The 17,499-nt window shown below is 73.5% G+C and carries 15 protein-coding genes and 1 pseudogene; 10 read left to right on the forward strand and 6 right to left on the reverse strand.

The window, feature by feature from the left end; all coding sequences use genetic code 11:
* Nucleotides 1-47: 47 nt before the first annotated feature.
* Nucleotides 48-1,733: a class I adenylate-forming enzyme family protein gene (locus tag AY578_RS30095; protein WP_191880125.1), complete on the reverse strand. Its 1,686-nt coding sequence runs from the start codon at nucleotides 1,731-1,733 to the stop codon at nucleotides 48-50.
* A complete protein-coding gene (locus AY578_RS30100) occupies nucleotides 1,730-3,475 on the reverse strand; it encodes a CoA transferase (RefSeq protein ID WP_215188678.1) in 1,746 nt (581 codons plus the stop codon). The genes AY578_RS30095 and AY578_RS30100 overlap by 4 nt, the downstream gene beginning before the upstream one ends.
* A 110-nt stretch (nucleotides 3,476-3,585) precedes the next feature.
* Here AY578_RS30100 and AY578_RS30105 point away from each other — a divergent pair, with 110 nt between their 5' ends.
* Nucleotides 3,586-4,770 carry an acyl-CoA dehydrogenase family protein gene (locus AY578_RS30105; RefSeq protein WP_019521406.1) on the forward strand — a complete coding sequence of 395 codons (1,185 nt, stop codon included), beginning with the start codon at nucleotides 3,586-3,588 and terminating at the stop codon, nucleotides 4,768-4,770.
* Here AY578_RS30105 and AY578_RS30110 read toward each other — a convergent pair.
* The 3 genes and pseudogenes from AY578_RS30110 to AY578_RS30120 form a co-directional block, all read right to left on the reverse strand.
* A pseudogene (locus AY578_RS30110) lies at nucleotides 4,767-4,883 on the reverse strand (integrase core domain-containing protein); the annotation flags it as partial. The gene AY578_RS30105 and the pseudogene AY578_RS30110 sit on opposite strands and share 4 nt — an antisense overlap.
* 142 nt (nucleotides 4,884-5,025) lie before the next feature.
* Nucleotides 5,026-6,072 (reverse strand): hypothetical protein, encoded by a 1,047-nt coding sequence (locus AY578_RS30115; RefSeq protein WP_019521405.1) that lies wholly within the window; start codon nucleotides 6,070-6,072, stop codon nucleotides 5,026-5,028.
* Nucleotides 6,069-7,187 (reverse strand): MFS transporter, encoded by a 1,119-nt coding sequence (locus AY578_RS30120; RefSeq protein ID WP_019521404.1) that lies wholly within the window; start codon nucleotides 7,185-7,187, stop codon nucleotides 6,069-6,071. The genes AY578_RS30115 and AY578_RS30120 overlap by 4 nt, the downstream gene beginning before the upstream one ends.
* A gap of 254 nt (nucleotides 7,188-7,441) precedes the next feature.
* On the opposite strand from AY578_RS30120, the gene AY578_RS30125 reads away from it, so the two are divergent.
* From AY578_RS30125 to AY578_RS30165, 9 genes are all read left to right on the forward strand, one after another.
* Complete coding sequence (locus tag AY578_RS30125) at nucleotides 7,442-8,146, forward strand: hypothetical protein (RefSeq protein ID WP_026243302.1); 705 nt, start codon at nucleotides 7,442-7,444, stop codon at nucleotides 8,144-8,146.
* A 191-nt stretch (nucleotides 8,147-8,337) separates the two neighbouring features.
* A complete protein-coding gene (locus tag AY578_RS30130; protein ID WP_019521402.1) occupies nucleotides 8,338-8,979 on the forward strand; it encodes a sigma-70 family RNA polymerase sigma factor in 642 nt (213 codons plus the stop codon).
* Nucleotides 8,980-9,118: 139 nt separating this feature from the next.
* Nucleotides 9,119-9,862 (forward strand): hypothetical protein, encoded by a 744-nt coding sequence (locus AY578_RS30135; RefSeq protein ID WP_161108794.1) that lies wholly within the window; start codon nucleotides 9,119-9,121, stop codon nucleotides 9,860-9,862.
* Between the two features lie 152 nt (nucleotides 9,863-10,014).
* On the forward strand, nucleotides 10,015-10,611 hold the full coding sequence (locus AY578_RS30140) for a sigma-70 family RNA polymerase sigma factor (protein ID WP_037643109.1): 597 nt from the start codon (nucleotides 10,015-10,017) through the stop codon (nucleotides 10,609-10,611).
* Between the two features lie 212 nt (nucleotides 10,612-10,823).
* Nucleotides 10,824-11,078: a hypothetical protein gene (locus AY578_RS30145; protein ID WP_258906408.1), complete on the forward strand. Its 255-nt coding sequence runs from the start codon at nucleotides 10,824-10,826 to the stop codon at nucleotides 11,076-11,078.
* The gene (locus AY578_RS30150; RefSeq protein WP_215189180.1) at nucleotides 11,078-13,366 is read left to right on the forward strand and encodes a heavy metal translocating P-type ATPase; all 2,289 of its coding nucleotides are present in this window, start codon (nucleotides 11,078-11,080) and stop codon (nucleotides 13,364-13,366) included. The genes AY578_RS30145 and AY578_RS30150 overlap by 1 nt, the downstream gene beginning before the upstream one ends.
* On the forward strand, nucleotides 13,363-13,872 hold the full coding sequence (locus AY578_RS30155) for a copper chaperone PCu(A)C (RefSeq protein ID WP_019521397.1): 510 nt from the start codon (nucleotides 13,363-13,365) through the stop codon (nucleotides 13,870-13,872). Before AY578_RS30150 ends, AY578_RS30155 begins: the two co-directional genes overlap by 4 nt.
* Before the next feature lie 380 nt (nucleotides 13,873-14,252).
* A complete protein-coding gene (gene panD / locus AY578_RS30160; RefSeq protein WP_210635312.1) occupies nucleotides 14,253-14,675 on the forward strand; it encodes an aspartate 1-decarboxylase in 423 nt (140 codons plus the stop codon).
* A 40-nt stretch (nucleotides 14,676-14,715) separates the two neighbouring features.
* Nucleotides 14,716-15,060 carry a GNAT family N-acetyltransferase gene (locus AY578_RS30165; RefSeq protein ID WP_019521394.1) on the forward strand — a complete coding sequence of 115 codons (345 nt, stop codon included), beginning with the start codon at nucleotides 14,716-14,718 and terminating at the stop codon, nucleotides 15,058-15,060.
* Between the two features lie 633 nt (nucleotides 15,061-15,693).
* On the opposite strand, the gene gndA is transcribed toward AY578_RS30165, so the two are convergent.
* Entirely contained in the window at nucleotides 15,694-17,133 is a 1,440-nt protein-coding gene (gene gndA / locus AY578_RS30170; RefSeq protein WP_161108792.1) for an NADP-dependent phosphogluconate dehydrogenase, read from the reverse strand.
* Nucleotides 17,134-17,499: the final 366 nt, after the last annotated feature.

Raw genomic sequence — 17,499 nt, forward strand, 5'->3', positions numbered from 1 at the left:
AAGGGCCGCTCGGGGAACACTCCGAGCGGCCCTTGTCGTCCGGCGGGTCAGCCGGCCGAAGCCAAGGGCTGCTGCTGTCGCTCCGCTTCGGGCGTGCACCGTTCCCGCAGTACCGCCCGGTCCGGCTTGCCGGCCGGCGTCAGGGGCAGCTCACTCAGCACCAGCAGGCGCTCAGGGTGTTTGCGTCGTTCCAGACCTCGCGTGTCCAGGTGGGCGCACAGTTCCTCCAGCGTGGGCGCCGCCTCGTCCCTGGGCACGACGCAGGCCGCGAGCCGCTCGCCCATCAGCGGGTCGGGCACGCCGACGCAGACCACGTCCCGGACCGCCGGGTGCGCGGCCAGTTCGACCTCGACCTCGGCGGGGCTGATGTTCACACCGCCGCGGATCACCACGTCCTTCAGCCGTCCGACGACCCGGAGCGTGCCGTCGTCGTCGATGAGACCGAGGTCCCCGGTGCGCACCCAGCCGTCCTCGGTGCGGTAGCGGGTGTCGAGGTCGGGGGCGGCGACGTAGCACAGCGGTGTCATCGGGCCACGAGCGACGATCTCACCGACCGTGCCCCCGCTGACCTCCCGCAGCTCACGGGTGCCGGGGACGGCGATCCGTATGTCGGCGACCCGGGGGTCGGGTTGTCCCGCGGCGATGCCGGGCCGTCCGTCGCCGTCGGGGGAGCCGTGCGTCAGCCCGGTGTGGCAGTTGACGCCGTCGGCGGAGCCGTAGAGGTTGACGACCGGGCAGCCGAAGGCCAGGCGGGCCTCGGTCGCGGTGGCCTCGTCCAGTGGTGAGCCGCCGACGACCACGGCCGTCGGTGGAGTGAACGTCCGGTGCCCGCCCTCCGCGATCCGGTCGAGCATCATGCGGATCATGGTCGGTACACCCAGGACATGGGTCGGTTCGTGTGCGGCGAGTGCCTCCAGGGCGGCCTCGGGGGTGAAGTGGTCGAGCAGGACCAGGGTTCCGCCGTGCCGGGCGAGGGTGACCGGGGTGCCGTTGCTGCCGAAGGCGGAGGCCAGCGGCACCAGGAAGAGGCAACGCGGCGGGCGCCCGTCCGGGATGAGGGAGCCGAGGAAGTTGCCCCGGCCGCCGGCCAGGGCGTTGTGCGAGTAGGCCACCATCTTCGGCTCGGACTCCGACCCGGAGGACACGAGGATGCGGGCGGCGGTGTCGGGATCGGGGCGGGCCGGCACGAACGTCTTCGGGTCGGTGCGCGTCAGAGCCGACAGCGGGACGGCTCCCTCCGGTGCGGCGCCCGCCGGCCCCGCGGCGACGACCGTACGCAGGGCGGGCAGCTCACCCGTCAGCGCCAGCAGGTCGGCCGCATGATGGTTGCCCCGGTGCTCGGCTGCCGCGATCACCGCGACCGCCTCCGATCTGCGCAGCAGCGAGGCCGCCTCACGCCCGCCCCGCCCGACCGGGAAGGGCAGCGCCACCGCACCCAGAGCGGCGAGCGCCAGGTCCGCGACCACGGCGTCGCGGCCGTTGGGCAACTGGACGCCGACGACGTCACCGGCGTGTATCCCCAGGCCGGAGAGCCCGGCGGCCAGACATCGGGCCTTGCGGTCCAGAGCGGTATAACAGAGTTTCCCCTTGGCGTCGAGGACCGCCGTACGATGCGGGTCGGCGATCTGACGGGCGCGGTAGAGGCTGTAGAGATCCAGGTCGGGGCAGGTCCCCTCCACGGCCCAAGTACGGCGCAGCGTGGCGGGCAGCAGGTCGTGCAGGGCGACGGTCATGCGAACCTCCAGGGGGCGGGAACGGCGGGGGAGCCGTGGGCGTCGCGGCTGATCGGGCCGGAGGAGAGCAGGTCGGCGAGGTCGGTGACGACCGGGACGGCGGCCGTGCCGCTTTCATGCAGCCGCTCCAGCGCCTGTGCCGCGGACAGGTGACGCACGTCGTGCGGGTGCGCCGCGTGGTCGGGCAGGGCGATCCAGCCGTCGGCCGTGGGCACGGGCCGGCGGAATCCAGCCGGCCGGCGCGTGTCGAGGCCCCGGGCCGCGCGGATCCGGGCCGGCGCGGTCAGTACGTCGGCTGCCCCCAGCAGGGACGAGTCCACCCGCACACCGGCTCCCGTGCGCTGACGCAGCAGCAGCCCCGCAAGGACGGCCTCGGCCCCGAGGAGCCCCCCGAGTACGTCGAGCAGTGTCATCAGGGACGGCACGGGCGGCTCGTCGGCGGGCCGCACCGCCTCCCCCACTCCGGTGCGGGCCTGCACCATGAAGTCGGTGCCCATCGGAGCCCCGGGCAGCCGGTCGGCCCATCCGCTGGTGTACGCGTAGACGAGCGCGGGGTTGCCGGCGGACAGGTCCTCGTGGTCCAGGCCGAGCGCGGCGGCCTTGCCGGGCGCCCAGTTGTGCAGGAACACATCGGCGTCCGCCGCCATCGCGCGCAGCCGCTTGCGGTCCCCGGCGGACTTGATGTCCACCTCGACGGCCTTCTTGCCCCGGTTGAGCGCGAGCCAGCGGGCCGAGACCCCCGAGCAGGTCGGTGGCATGCCGCGCAGCGGATCACCGCCCGGCGGCTCGATCCGCACCACTTCGGCGCCGAGCAGTCCCAGCAGATGCGCGGTGAGCGGCGCCTGGATCCGGCGCCCGGCCTCCAGGACGGTCAGCCCGTCCAGCGGAGCGTCGGTCCGCGGTGGTGGTGCGCCGGATCCGGAGTACGACGCCTCGTGCGCCGTCAGCTTCCAGGGCGGAGCCCCGTCGTACTCGACGGCCCGTTCGGTGAGCGTGTACAGGGCGCACACCTCGGCTCCGGAGGACCGGGCCGCTTCCCGGACGCGCTCCCAGCCGTGGCCGCCGGCCGAGGTATGCAGCTCCTGCGGAAAGGGCGCGCAGGCCGTGGCGTACCGGAACTGGAAGGGCCGCCAGCCGCGCCGTACCGCGTCCGCCGGTGCGCCGAGGGCACGCCAGAAAGCGGCCCACGCGCCCGGATCGAGCGTCTCCAGCTCGAAGACGACCCCGTCGGCGGAGGTGAACGGCGGGCCGCCCGGTGCGGTCTCCGCGGCCTCGGCCTCCTCCGCTCCGGCCGCGGCGAGGTACTGCGAGACGGCGAGCAGCCCGGCTCGCTCGACGCTCACCTCGGTGCTCGTCACTCGTGAGCCGCGGGCCTGCGCGAGAAGCCCGGCCAGCAGGCCCTGCACGGTCAGGACACCGGCTGCGGTGGCGGCGTAGTCGGCGGCGAGCCCGCGAGGCGCCCCGTCCCGGCGGCCGTGCACGGCCATGATGCCCGTCGCCGCCTGCGCGGTCGCCTCGTCGACGGCCAGGTCGCCCCACGTCACGTGGGCGGTGATGCCGCCGCCCTCCGGTCCGACGAGTGTCGTGCGTTCGCCGGAGCGCCCGGTCTCCTCCGCGCCGAGCAGCCGCAGGTGCTCCGCGACGAGTCCGTCCGCCGGCCCCGGGGGGCCCGAGGCTTCCAGACGCAGTCCGTCGAGGGGCCGGGACGTCTGCGCGATGGCCGGTGTGGCTGGTGGTGCCATGCCTCTCCTTTCCTGACGCGCGGGAACCCGGGGGCGATCACCCCCGACCGGTTCCACGAACAGACAGTCGGACCGGCGAGAGCCGGAGTTCCCTGAAAGGTGGGGGAGACGTGCTGGACGAGACGCTCGGTGACCCGCAGTGCCCGCCGGAGGTACGGGAGTTGAAGGACCGGGTGGCGGACTTCGTCCGCGCCCGGGTCGTGCCCTGCGAACGGGTCCTGGACAGCGGTGGCCCGGACGCGGCCCGGACGCTGCACCGGCTGCGCCGGGAGGCGAAGGAACAGGGCCTGTGGGCACTGCCCCTTCCGGTCGAACTGGGCGGTCAGGGGCTCGGACTGCGCTCGTACGCCCATGTCGCGGAGGCGGAGGGCGCCAGCGATCACGGACCGGCGGCCCTCGGCTCGGCTTCCCTGCTGGACGCGCTCATGCTGGCGCGACACGGCAGCCCGCGCGTACGCGAGCGATACCTCGCGCCGCTGGTCGCGGGGGAGTTGCGGGCCAGTTATGCGATGACCGAGCAGGACGCCCCCGGCACCGACCCGTTCCTCACCGCCACCCGCGCCGCCGAGACCGAGGACGGCTGGCGGCTGACGGGAGACAAGTGGTTCGTCAGCGGAGGCGACGCCGCCGACCTCGTCACCGTCCTCGCGCGCACGGACGGCCAGCCCCCGGAGCGGGAGGGCCTGTCCTTGCTGTTGGTCCCGACCGCGTCTCCCGGCTTCCGGGTGGTGCGCGAGCTGCCCGTGCTCGGCGCCGCCGGGCAGGCGGAGATCGCACTCGACGGGGTCGCGGTGGACGCCGACCACCTGATCGGCGAACGCGGCAAGGCCCTCGCCGTCGCCGCCGAACGGCTCCAGCTCGGCCGGACCCTGCGCTGCCTGCGCTGGCTCGGCCAGGCCGGCCGAGCCTTCGACCTCATGCGGGAACGTGCCGTCACCCGCTCCCGCTCCCGCTCCCGTGGTCCGCTCGGTGAGCTGCAACTCGTCCAGCGCCACGTCTTCGAGTCACTGCTCGCCCTGCGGACGACCCGGCCGTTGGTCCACGAGGCCGTGTCCCGGCTGGACGCGGGCGCCGACGCCCATGTGGAAGTGGGGCTGGCCAAGGTCGCCGCGGCCCGCACGCTCCAACAGGTGGCCGACGCGGCGATACAGGTACACGGCGCGGCGGGACTCGGCCCGGACACCGTGCTCCCCGCGCTGTTCCGCGCGGGGCGCGCGGCCCGCATCCTCGACGGCCCCGACGAACTGCACATCACCTCCGTGGCGCGGCGTGTGCTGCGTCCGGAGCGGGCCTAGCTGTGCTGTTCGGGCAGGTTGGTGACGCGGCTGGCTGGTGGGTGGCCGCCGATGCCGGTGTGGGGTCGGTGGTAGTTGTACCAGTCCAGCCAGTCGGGAAACGCAGCCTGCCGGTCGGCGTCAGCGGGGCATTACGGTGGGACACGAGGGCCTCCTGCGGTCGGGCGTGAATGTCGCAATCCACGCCGAACCCAGCAGGCCCTCACCCGTTCAAGCACCCAGCACGCGTGTCACCAACGTCCCGGGACAGCACACCTAGCCGGTGCCACCGGCCACCTGGCCGGTGAGTTCCGCTAGGGCGTAGGCCAGGAAGAAGTCGCCCCAGATCAGCTCGTGCCGGACGGCTGTTCCGGCCGGGAGGTCGTAACAGCCATCCAGGAGGCGCCCGTCGGCGGTCAGGTGCCGGTCGACCAGCACTTCGAGGACACCGACGGCCCGGTCCCGGCGTCCCAGTCGCAGCAGAGCCAGCGCTGTGACGGCGGCGGCGGAGGTGTCGAGGGGGCCGCCGGGGTGAGCGGTGTCGGCGAGCGGCACGGGAGAGGCCGGCGTCAACGTGTCGGCGAGTGCGGCGTACGAGTCGCCGTCCGGCAGACAGGCGCCTTCGGCCAGGGCGAGCAGCAGCCACGCCGGACCACGGCTCCAGCCCGGTGGCGGGTCGGCACAGGCGGTCCAGCCGGTCGTCTCGGTGTGCAGCCACGACCAGGAGGACGGTTGGCTCCCGAGGCGCAGGTCGAGGTGTCGGCGTAGATGGGAGCGGGCGGCCTCCACGTCCACCGTGGCCAGCAACGGCACCATGCCGGGGACGCCGTCCACACGGGCCATCAGCCGCGGCCCGCCGAACGCCGAACCCCACGGCACGAGACCCAGTTCCGGATCGAAGGAGTCCCGGCAGGCACGCGCGCCCTGGTACCGGATCCGCTCCCCGTTGTCGGCGAAGACGGTGCCGTACCAGAGGATCAGCCCCCGGGTGGAGGTGTCCGCCCCGGCCCAGTCGGCCAGACGTGCCGTGCACGCCCGTGCGGCCTCCCGGTCCGAGGGATCGCCGGTGTGCCGGGCGCGCAGCCACAGCAGCCCCGCCCAGAAGCCGCCGGTCCAGGAGCCGCGCGCCGTCGTCCTCCACGCGCCGGTGCCCGGGTCCGCGTAGAGGGGGAACCGGTCGCCGACTTCGGCGCGGGTGACGGCGACCCTGGCGAGGACGGAGCCGAGCGCCGGAGCGGCCCAGCCGGGTGCCGGGCCCGGTTTCAGGCAGCCCGCCCGCCGGTCCTTGGACGGGGGAGCGTCCCCGTCCGGGCGTGCCTTCATGACAGTACGTCCGACCGGCGTTCCCGCACGGACCACAGCAACGCCACCACCCCGGCCCCCGCGAACTCGGCCGCCACGAGAAGCCACCCGCTTCCGTACCGGCCCGCCTCGGCCAGTACTCCGAAAACCGGTGGGCCGACCGCGAACCCGGCGAAGAAGCCCGCGGAGACCAGCGCGGAGTCCTGGCCCGCCCGTCCCGGCTCCGCGCGCTGCAGGACGAGGACCATCGATACCGCGTTCGCCGCCACGGCGAACACCCCGACGGCCAGGGCCGCCACCCACACCAGCGGGCGAGCGGACGACGAGCCCGCCAACAGCAGGGCCGCAGCCACCGCTCCCACAGCGAGCGAGCCCGGCAGCCGGACCGCCCGGTCGGGCCGCCCCGCCACCTTCGACCAGCCCAGCCGGCCCGCGATCCCGGACACGCCCAGCACGGCCACCAGCGCCCCCGCAGCCGTGGGACCGAGCCCCAGACGCTCGGTGCCGTACAGCGACAGGTAGGTGTTGACCGAGGCGATCCCGCAGCCGAGCAGCAGCGAGAACACCATCAGCCACGCGGTCATCCCGCGCGGTACCCAGACGGCCGGCGTGGACTTCGCGGGCGGGTCGGCGGGCAGCGTACGTGCCGCCCACACGGCGGCCACCGCCGCGGCGCCCGCGGCGGTCCAGACGGCGCCCCGCCATCCGGTGAGACCGGCCAGCGCCGCGAGCGGCAGTCCGGCCGTGAACGCCCCCAGCTGTACCCCCGACTGCTTCGTGCCGGTCACCGAGCCGCGCCGGGCAGGTGGTACGGCGGCGAGGATCGCCTTGTTCGTGGCGGGGTTGGCCAGCGCCTGCGGCAGTCCGCCGAGCGCGACGGCGGCCAGCAGGAACCCGGAGCCCGGAGCCGTTCCGATCAGCGCCAGCGCGACCGCGGCCACGGCGAGCAGGGCCATCAGGCAGCGCCGGGGCCCCACCCGGTCCACCACCCGGCCGCCGGCCGGGGAGAGCACGGCCGCCGTGGCGAACCCGACGGTGGTCGTCAGCCCGAGCACCGTCGGTGAGACGCCGAGGTCCGCCACGAGCCGCGGGCCGAGCGCCCCGAGCAGGAACAACTGCATCATCGAGAAGGCCATGGCACACGTCAGCAGCGCGGTCAGAGCCCTTGTCGCTCCTTCCCCGGTCGCCGGACCCGCCCCGTTCCGCCCGGCCTGTTCTGTCCGTCCCGTCGTCACAGACGCACCTCCTTGGGGAGGCAGTCGAGTGCAACTCTCCTTGGGTTCCCGCAAGTTGGCGTGACATGAATCACCGGGGGCGGGTTGAGTCGCAGGTCCGGGAACTTCTCGTACTCGCTCAAGACGGTGCGCCGGAAATGCAAGGATGAGCCGCCATGGGTGCTGGGGGAGGTCTCCGCACGACACGGGCCGCGGTGTTCGCGGCCGTCTGCGTGCTGCTCGCCGCCCTGGGGCACGTCATGATGTCGGGCGCCTCCGTGCCCTGGTGGGCCCTCGCCGTCGCGGTGGTCGCGTGCGGCGGGACTGCGTGGTGCCTGGCCGGCCGGGAACGCGGGCTCCTCCTCGTCTCCTCCGTCGTGGTGGCCGCTCAGTCGGCGCTGCACGAGTGGTTCTCCTACGCGCAGGAACTGTCGACGTCGTCGATGTCCGCGGGCGGTACGGCTCACGGCACGCCGTCCACGCATCACATGGCCTCCACGGCGCACACCGGTCACGCCATGCACTTCATGACCCATGACGGATCCGCCGTGGAGCCGACGGAGGCCATGGACCCGGCGACGGGAATCGGCCACATCATGAGTGGCGGGATGTCCCCCACGGGCATGCTCGCCGCCCACTTGCTGGCCGCGCTGCTGAGCGGCCTGTGGCTCGCGCACGGCGAACGCGCGGCCTTCCGTGTCCTGCGGGCCGTCGCCGGATGGCTGGCCGCCCCGCTGCGGCTGCTTCTCGCCCTCCCGGCACCTCCGCGCCGCCCAGGCGTCGTCCTGCGCCGTGGCCGCACGGACCGCAGTCCATGCCGGCTGCTCCTGGTGTACGCGATCACTTCCCGGGGTCCGCCCGTGGGAACCGCTGTCCTCTGAGACGGCCGGTTCCCCGACACCGTCCCGGGCCTCTCACGCCCGAACGGCTTCGGGCACCAGGAGTGCGCCGCAGTACAGGCGTACTCCTGCCACCCCCTGCCCACACCGGATCCGCCGTGCGCCCCGAGCCGCCCGGTCCGGTCTCCGGATGTCCGCGTGCCGGCCCTCCGGATCCCCGAAAAGGACACCAGGTGATCAGTCCCGCTCCTCCTGCCGCATGCGACAGGACTCCGCACCCCACGAGAACACCTGAGGAACGCAAGTCGGCCGACGAGCTGATAACGGCCTGGGCGCTCACTGCCCGCGGTGGTGACCCGGAAGCCGTCGAGAAGTTCGTTCGCGCCCTCCAAAGAGACGTCCGGCACTTCGTCGGGTATCTCGGCGCAGACCCCCAAGCCGCCGACGACCTGGCTCAGGACACCTTCCTGCGGGCCCTGGGCAGCCTGCACCGTTTCGAGGGCCGCTCCTCCGCCCGCGTCTGGCTGCTGTCCATCGCCCGACGCGCGGTGATCGACAGTTACCGGCACGCGTCCGCCCGGCCGCGTCTCGCCGACACCGACGACTGGCAGGCAGCCGCCGAACGCGCCCAGGAGCGCGGTCTGCCCGGCTTCGACGACGGCATCGCTCTCGCCGAACTGCTGGATGCGCTGCCCGCCGAACGCCGTGAGGCGTTCGTCCTCACCCAACTCCTCGGCCTTCCCTACGCGGAGGCGGCCGAGTTCAGCGGCTGCCCGATCGGTACGGTCCGCTCCCGGGTCGCCCGGGCCCGTGCCGCACTGATGGAGTTACTGCACGAGGCGGAACGAGCCGACCCGGTGGGGGCTCCGGACTGACCGGGCGCTCTGAGCGACTCGGTGTCGGCCGCCGAGGAGCCCCGCGACCGGGCCGTGCGGGACTCGTTCCCGGCCGCGGTCCGGTCGGGTGGCATCCCCGGTGTCGGCGTTCGTCCACCGAGTGCCAGGATGGGGCGCCATGTCCGCCGGTGGGTTTCTGCGTGTGCTGCGGGCCGCGGTGTTCGCGGCCGTCTGCGTGGTGCTCGCCGCCCTCGGCCACGTGCTGATGTCGGGGGAGGGGCTGCCCTGGTGGGTGCTCCTCTCCGGCACCTTCGCGGTCGGTGCCGTCGGCTGGGCTTTCGGGGCCCACGAGCGCCGCCGCCGTACGGTGGCCGGTCTGACGGTCGTCGTCCAGACCTGCCTGCACATCGCCTTCACGCTCGCGCAGTCCGGCAACCGGCCGGTTATGGCGACGGCCCCGGGGGACGCGCAGTCCCTTCGGCAATGGGCCGACCGCTTTCTCTGCGGTGCGGCCCCCACGCCCGAGCGGATTGCCCGGGCCTACGACATCGCCGTGGCGGCGGGGCTGCACCCCACGGATCACCTGGCCTCTCACGGTGCCCACAGCATGGCGTCGACGGGCCACGACATGACGCACCTGGCCGGCTCGTCCTCCTGGGGCATGCTGGCCGCCCACGTGCTGGCCGCCGTCCTGTGCGGACTCTGGTTGGCCCAGGGCGAAACCGCGGTCTTCAAGATGCTCCGTGCCTGCGCGGACCGCGCGTTCGTACCGCTGCGGCTGGTCCTGGCCGAGCTCTGCCCACCCTCCTCCCCCCGGCCCTCCTTCCGGCCGGCTCCGCGGCCGAGGCGGTGCCTGCGGCAGCTCCTGCTCGTCCAAGCCCTCACCACCCGGGGGCCTCCCGGGGAGACCGCTGTCGTCTGACAGCCGGATCACCGCCACCGCCTTCCACACGGCGGCGGTCTCCCGTCCGCGCTTCCCTGCGGCCGGATCTCCCCAACACCCGTGCGACCGCCGACGGCACCCGTGCCGTGCCCGGCCCGTGCGCGCGGGACTGAAGGAAGGACCACAGGACCATGACCCCTGCCCTGCCCACCGTGACCGACGAGACGGTCACCGCCTGGGCGCTCGCCGCCGCCGGCGGCGACAGCGAAGCGGTCGACCGTTTCGTCCGGGCACTGCAACGCGACGTACGCCGCTACGTGACGTACCTCGCCGACGACGCGCAGGCGGCGGACGACCTGACCCAGGACACGTTCCTGCGCGCCCTGACGGCACTGCCCCGGTTCGAGGGGCGTTCCTCGGCGCGGACCTGGCTGCTGTCGATCGCCCGCCGGACCGTCATCGACAGCCTGCGACACGCCGCGTGCCGTCCCCGTACGGCATGGACCGACGACTGGCAGGCCGCGGCCGAACGCGCCCAGCCGACAGGGCTGCCGGGCTTCGACGAGGGCATCGCCTTGTTGGAGCTGGTCGACTCCCTGCCCGGCGACCGCCGTGAGGCGTTCGTGCTGACCCAGCTCCTCGGGCTGCCGTACGCCGAGGCCGCCGAGCTGAGCGGGTGCCCGGTCGGCACGGTGCGCTCCCGGGTGTCCCGTGCCCGGACCGCCCTGGCCGAGTGGGCGGCGGACGGGTCCGTCACCCGCCACCTGGCGGAACCCGCCGTGGCCTGACGACACGACCGGGCGCCGTTCCGGCCGTCGGTCGCCGCTCCAGGGCAGCGGCCGACGGCTGCCGGCCTTCCTGAAGCCTCTCGGGCCTCTCCAGTGACGGGCGTCACACTTGCCCTGAGGAACTGGAGAGCCTGCGGCCCCGACTCCTGTACCGGTGCGGCTCGGTCCAGTGGAGGCCGTGCGGCGTGCGACGCGATCGGGAGAGTCGACAGATGGCCCAGACACGGCAACCCGCTTCCGGTACGCCGGCCGGCCTGCTGCGCCGTGTCCTGCCCCCTCCTGCCCTGTGCGGGTTCCTCGTGCTGCTGATGCTGGTCTTCGCCGTCTCCTACGCCGTCGGCCGGAGCGTCGGCCCCGTCGCGCCCGGGATGCACGGCCCCGGGATCACCGAGGACGGCCATGAGGGCGGCGGCACGGACGTGGAGGACGACGACATGGGCGGCATGAACCACGGGAGCGGACACTGATGGCCGGCGAGCCGGTGTCCGTGGTGGAGGTGACCGACCTCGCGGTCGGCGGCATGACCTGCGCGGCCTGCGTGAAGCGGGTGGAGAAGAAACTGGCCAGGCTGGACGGCGTCACCGCGAGCGTGAACCTGGCCACCGGACGGGCCCGCGTGCACCATCCGTCCGAGGTGCTCCCGGAGCAGCTCGTCGCCACCGTCGAGCAGGCCGGATACACCGCCGCACTGCCCGAACCGCCCGAAGCGCGGCGCCGAGAAGACGGTGACGACGAGGACACGGACACGGGGCAGGAACGCCACCGGCTGACGGTCACCGTCCTGCTCGCCGTCCCCGTGCTCGTCCTGTCGATGGTGCCCGCCTGGCAGTTCCGCAACTGGCAGTGGCTGTGCTTCGTGCTCGCCGCGCCCGTCGTGGTCTGGGGCGCCTGGCCCTTCCACCAGCGGGCGGCGCGGGCACTGCGGCACTCCACCTCGACCATGGACACCCTGGTGTCGCTGGGCGTCGTGGCCTCCTTCGCCTGGTCCTCCTATGCCCTGTTCCTCGGCGGCGCCGGCGCCCCGGGCATGCGGATGCCCTTCAGCCTGGTGCCGACGGCATCGGACGGCGTCGCCCACATCTACCTGGAGGCCGCCGTCGGCGTCCCCCTGTTCGTCCTGGCGGGCCGGTACCTGGAGGCGAATGCCCGGCGCGGCACCGGAGCGGCCCTGCGCTCACTGGCGGAACTGGCCGCCAAGGAGGTCGCCGTACGCGACGACACGGGCGAGCGCCGCATCGCGATCGAGGACCTCTGGGCGGGCCAGATCTTCGTCGTACGGCCCGGGGAACGCGTGGCCACCGACGGCACCGTCGTCGAAGGCAGTTCGGCCGTCGACCTCTCCCTGGTCACCGGGGAGAGCGAACCGGCCGAGGTCGCTCCCGGCACGGCCGTGATCGGCGGCAGCGTGAACGTCGGCGGCCTGCTGGCGGTGCGGGCCACCGCGGTCGGCGCCGACACCCGGCTGGCCCGCATCACCCACCTGGTCACCGAGGCACAGGCCGGCAAGGCGCGGGCACAGCGCCTCGCCGACAAGGTCGCCGGCGTCTTCGTACCGGTCGTACTCACCCTGGCCGCCACCGTCCTCGGCTTCTGGCTCGGCGCGGGCGCCGACCCGCAGGCCGCGATCACCGCCTCCGTGGCCGTCCTGGTCGTCGCCTGCCCCTGCGCCCTCGGCCTCGCCACCCCGACCGCCCTGATGGCCGCCACCGGCCGCGGCGCCCAACTGGGCGTCCTGATCAGCGGCCCACAGGCCCTGGAAGGACTGCAGCACATCGACGCCGTGGTCCTCGACAAGACCGGCACCCTGACCTCCGGGCACATGAGCGTCGCCCGGGTCACGGCCGCCCCCGGCGGCATCGGCGAGGAACGGGCGATCAGGCTCGCGGGCGCGGTCGAACAGGGCTCCGAGCACCCGCTGGGCCAGGCCGTCACGGCCCACGCCCGACGCACCGCACCGGACGGCACGCTGCCGGACGTGACCGGCTTCGCGGCACTGCCGGGACGCGGCGTGCGCGGGAACGTCGACGGCCGGCTGGTGGAGGTGCTGGCCCCGGACGACGAGCTGCCCGCACCCCTGGACAAGGCGCTGTCCGCCGCCGAGACGGCCGCCCACACGCCCGTCGTGGTCCGCGTCGACGGTGTGACCGAGGCGCTCGTCGAGATCGGAGACGTATTGCGGCCGGGCAGCTACCGGGCCGTGGACCGGCTACGGCGTCTGGGGGTACGGCCGGTGCTGGCCACCGGAGACCGTGAGGCACCCGCCCGCGCCGTCGCCACCGCCCTGCGCATCGACGACGTACGCGCCCGCTGCGCCCCCGAGGACAAGGCCCGGCTCGTCCGCGAACTACGGGAAGAGGGCTACCGGGTCGCCGTCGTCGGCGACGGAGTCAACGACGCCGCCGCCCTGGCCGGGGCCGACCTCGGCATCGCCATGGGCACCGGCACCGACGTGGCGATCGGAGCCGCCGACGTCACCCTGGTCCGCGGAGACATCGACGCCCTCGCGGACGCCGTCCGCCTCTCCCGCAGCACGCTGGCCACGATCCGCGTCAACCTGCTGTGGGCCTTCGGCTACAACGTCGTGACCGTGCCCCTGGCCATGGTCGGCCTGCTCAACCCGATGCTGGCCGCCGCCGCGATGTCCGTCAGCTCACTCCTCGTGGTCGGCAACAGCCTGCGGTTGCGTGCCTGGCGGCCGTCGCCAGCCCGCAGCCGTCCGTCCGCGTCGCCCGCCCGTGGGAGGAGCCTTCGATGACACCCTCCGTCTGGACGCCCACCCGGCGACGACTCGCGGACACCGCCCTGGCCGCTCTGGCACCGGTCTGCGCCTGTGTGCTGGCCCTGGGCGGTCTCGCGGTCTGGACCGCCACGGGCAACGCCGGTACTCCCGCACGCATCGGGGTCACCGACGCGCGGCTCTTCCTCCCGTCGCGGGGAGTGCCGGAGACAGCGGCATTCTTCAAGATCATTAACGCCGGTGGCGCCCAGGACCGGCTGATGGGGGTGACTTCGTCCGACGTCACCGAGGGCATCTCCCTCAGCAGCCACCGGATGACCACCGGCGGAGCCGCGTACCGATGGCCCACGGAGTCACTGTCCATCCCCGCCGGGGGCACCCTCGACATGTCTCCGCACAGCAGCGATGTGACTGTCCCGGCCGCGGCACACTGGGCGGAGGGCGACCTGGTGCCCTTCACCCTTCACTTCGAGCACAGCGGGCGAATGGAGGTCCTGGCGGTGGTCGTCCGGCCCGGGTCCTGATGACGCCGCCGCGCGGCGGAGCACCGTGGGGCGTACGGTGCTCCGCCACGCGCTGTCAGGCGGTGACCGCATCGGCCACCTCGTACCTGGCTTCGGTGATGGCCGCGTGGACCAGGGCGTCGAGGGCCTGGCGCATCGTCAGGTCGGTCAGCATCTGGTCAGCATGAGTCCGCACGCATTCCGGGACAGGGGTTCGGGGCGGTGCCTGGTCGGCCATGGTGCGACAGTCTGGATTGGACGGAAGCGCAGGCGAGGAGCCTTCTTACCCGAGTGGGGTCCATGTCCTCCGGGATCTTCGAGTGCGATGCGTGCCGGTGTACAGTGAAGACCGCCCTTGACCTGTACAAAGCAGGCAGGGAGCCGTCTTCCAGGAGTCCAAAGTGCTGCGTACTCTGTTCAAGTCCAAGATCCACCGTGCCACCGTCACCCAGGCCGACCTGCACTACGTGGGATCCGTGACGATCGACGCCGATCTGCTCGACGCCGCCGATCTGCTGCCCGGTGAGCTCGTGCACATCGTCGACATCACCAACGGCGCCCGGCTCGAGACGTACGTCATCGAGGGGGAGCGCGGGTCCGGTGTGATCGGGATCAACGGGGCCGCCGCGCACCTCGTGCACCCGGGCGACCTTGTGATCATCATCAGCTACGCCCAGGTGACCGACGCCGAGGCGCGGGCACTCGAGCCGCGGGTCGTCCATGTGGACGCCGGCAACCGTATCGTCGCCCTCGGCGCCGATCCGTCCGAGCCGGTACCCGGGTCGGACCAGGAGCGGAGCCCGCAGGCCGTGGCCACGGGCTGAGTGGCGGCGGAGACAGCCGAAGAAGAGGAGCGTGACGGGCGTGGGTGGTGTCGAGATCCGCGACGACCGGGGTGCCGGGCGGCTCGAGGCGGTCGAGGGAGGTGAGGTCGTCGGGCGGATCGAGTACTTCGTCCTCGAAGAGCCCGCGCCCGCGCTTGTTCCGGTGCACACCGTGGTCGAGCCCGCCCATGAGGGGAAGGGCATCGCCGGGGCGCTCGCCCGGGAGCTGTACGGTCTCGCCGCGCGTGAGGGTGTCGCGGTCGCGCCGCTGTGTCCCTACGTCGTCCGGTGGGCCTCGCGGCATCCGGAGGAGGCGCCTCCTGCTGATCCGGAGCTGCTGCGTGCGGCCCAGCGGTGGCTGGTGGAGCACCCTGAGCGGTTCTGACGCGGGTGCGGTGGGCGCACCCGGGCGGCCGTCGTTCCGTCACGCCCTCGGGTGAGTGTGGGCGGGGGCGCCGGGTAGGCGGGGGAGTAGTCCAGACCAGAGCCCATGTCGACCGAACGGTCGGAGGACACGCGTCATGACGAACCCGTACCCGGATCCTGTTCCGCCGGGGCCCACGCCCGGTCCCGCTCCGGGGCCGGATCCCGCGCAGCCGCCGCCCCCTGAGCCGGGGCCTGCGCCTGAGCCGCCTCAGCCGCCGCCGGGGCCTGGGCCGCAGCCGCCGGGGCCGCCACCGCCTGAGCCGTCGCCGTCTCCGATTCCTCCGGGGCCGGAGCCGGTGCCGACTCCGGAGCCGGGGCCTCCGCTCACCTGAGGTGGGTGGGGGGGGCTGGTCGCGCAGTTCCCCGCGCCCCTTCGGGCGCGGTACAGCCACCCCCTGGGGGCGCGGGGAACTGCGCGCTCAGCCCCCACCGGCCCGCACGGGCAAGGGTTGCCGAACCCCCTGGGGGCGCGGGGAACTGCGCGCTCAACCCCCACCGACCCGCACGGGCAAGGATTGCCGCACCCCCCCAGGGGCGCGGGGAACTGCGCGACCAGCCCCCACGCACCCGCCCCCGCCCGCCCCCGCAGGGCCTACGCCGACACCTCCGACCGATCCCCACCCCACAGCGTGTGGAACGACCCGTCCCGGTCCACCCGCCGATACGTGTGCGCCCCGAAGAAGTCCCGCTGCCCCTGCGTCAGCGCCGCAGGCAACCGCTCAGCCCGCAGCGCGTCGTAGTACGCGAGCGCCGCCGCGAAGCCGGGCGTCGGGACGCCCTGGCGGGTCGCCGCGATCAGGACCTCGCGCCAGTCGTCCTGCGCCTCCGCGATCTCGCGGGCGAACGTCTCGTCCGACAGCAGGCTCGGCAGGTCCGCCCGCGCGTCGTACGCGGCCCGGATGCGGTCCAGGAACGCCGCCCGGATGATGCACCCGCCGCGCCAGATCGCCGACACCGCGCCGAGGTCGATGTCCCAGCCGTACTCCTGGCTGCCCGCCGCGATCTCGTGGAAGCCCTGCGTGTACGACACGATCTTCGACGCGTACAGCGCCTGTTCCACCCGGTCGGCGAACGCTGACGCCTCCGCCTCGCCCATCGGCGTCGGCTTCGGCCCCGCCAGCCCCCGCGAGGCCTCCCGCAGCGCCGCGTGACCCGACAGCGAGCGGGCGAACACCGCCTCCGCGATGCCCGATACCGGCACGCCCAGGTCCAGGGCGATCTGCACGGTCCAGCGCCCCGTGCCCTTCTGCTCCGCCTGGTCCACCACCACGTCGACGAACGGCTTGCCCGTCGCCGCGTCCACGTGCGACAGCACCTCCGCGGTGATCTCGATCAGGTACGAGTCCAGCCGACCCTGGTTCCAGGTGCGGAAGATGTCCGCGATCTGCGCGGGGGAGTACCCGGCCACGTCGCGCAGCAACTGGTACGCCTCACCGATCAGCTGCATGTCCGCGTACTCGATGCCGTTGTGCACCATCTTCACGAAGTGGCCGGCGCCGTCCGGACCCACGTGCGTCACGCACGGCGAGCCGTCCTTCGCCTTCGCGGAGATCTTCTCCAGCATCGGACCGAGTGAGTCGTACGACTCCTTCGGGCCGCCCGGCATGATGCTCGGGCCGTTCAGCGCGCCCTCCTCACCGCCCGACACGCCCATGCCGACGAAGTGGATGCCCTGCTCGCGCAGCGCCCGCTCCCGGCGGCGGGTGTCCGCGAAGTGCGCGTTGCCGCCGTCGATGATCATGTCGCCGGGCTCCAGCAGCGGGGCGAACTCCTCGATCACCGCGTCCGTCGGCTCCCCGGCCTTCACCATCACGACCAGGCGCCGCGGCCGCTCCAGCGCCGCCACGAACTCCTTGGCCGTCTCGGCCGCCACGAAGCTTCCCTCGTGCCCGAACTCCTCCACCAGCGCGTGCGTGCGGGCCGCGGTCCGGTTGTGCACCGCGACCGTGTAGCCGTTGCGGGCGAAATTGCGTGCGAGGTTGCGGCCCATGACCGCGAGCCCGGTGACGCCGATCTGCGCTGAACTGCTCATAAGGGTGCTCCTGGTGACCTCGGTATCGGTGCCGCCGGGTGCCGGTGCTGCCGGGTGGGCGCCCGCCGGTCCTGACATCGACCATCCTTGCGTGCCGCACTCGCGTACGCATCGCGGGTCTTCCGGACCCGCGCAGGCACATACGCGCGAAAGCGCCCTCCGTACTCAGCGTTCCGGCCGGTGTTCCGGCCGGTCACCCGCGGCCCGCCCGTCCCGAAGCGTCCGGCCACCGCCTCCGCGCGCCCGTCCGGCGCACGCCGCGACACGCTCCCGCGCCCGTCGGCAGGCGCCCGCGCACGCTCCCCACCGACGGCAAACAGGGGCGCAAGGGACGTATCATCCACGCCATTTGGCGCATCTGTGCGG

It is taken from the genome of Streptomyces thermocarboxydus (genome assembly GCF_024760485.1).
Taxonomy (GTDB): Bacteria; Actinomycetota; Actinomycetes; order Streptomycetales; family Streptomycetaceae; genus Streptomyces; species Streptomyces cellulosae.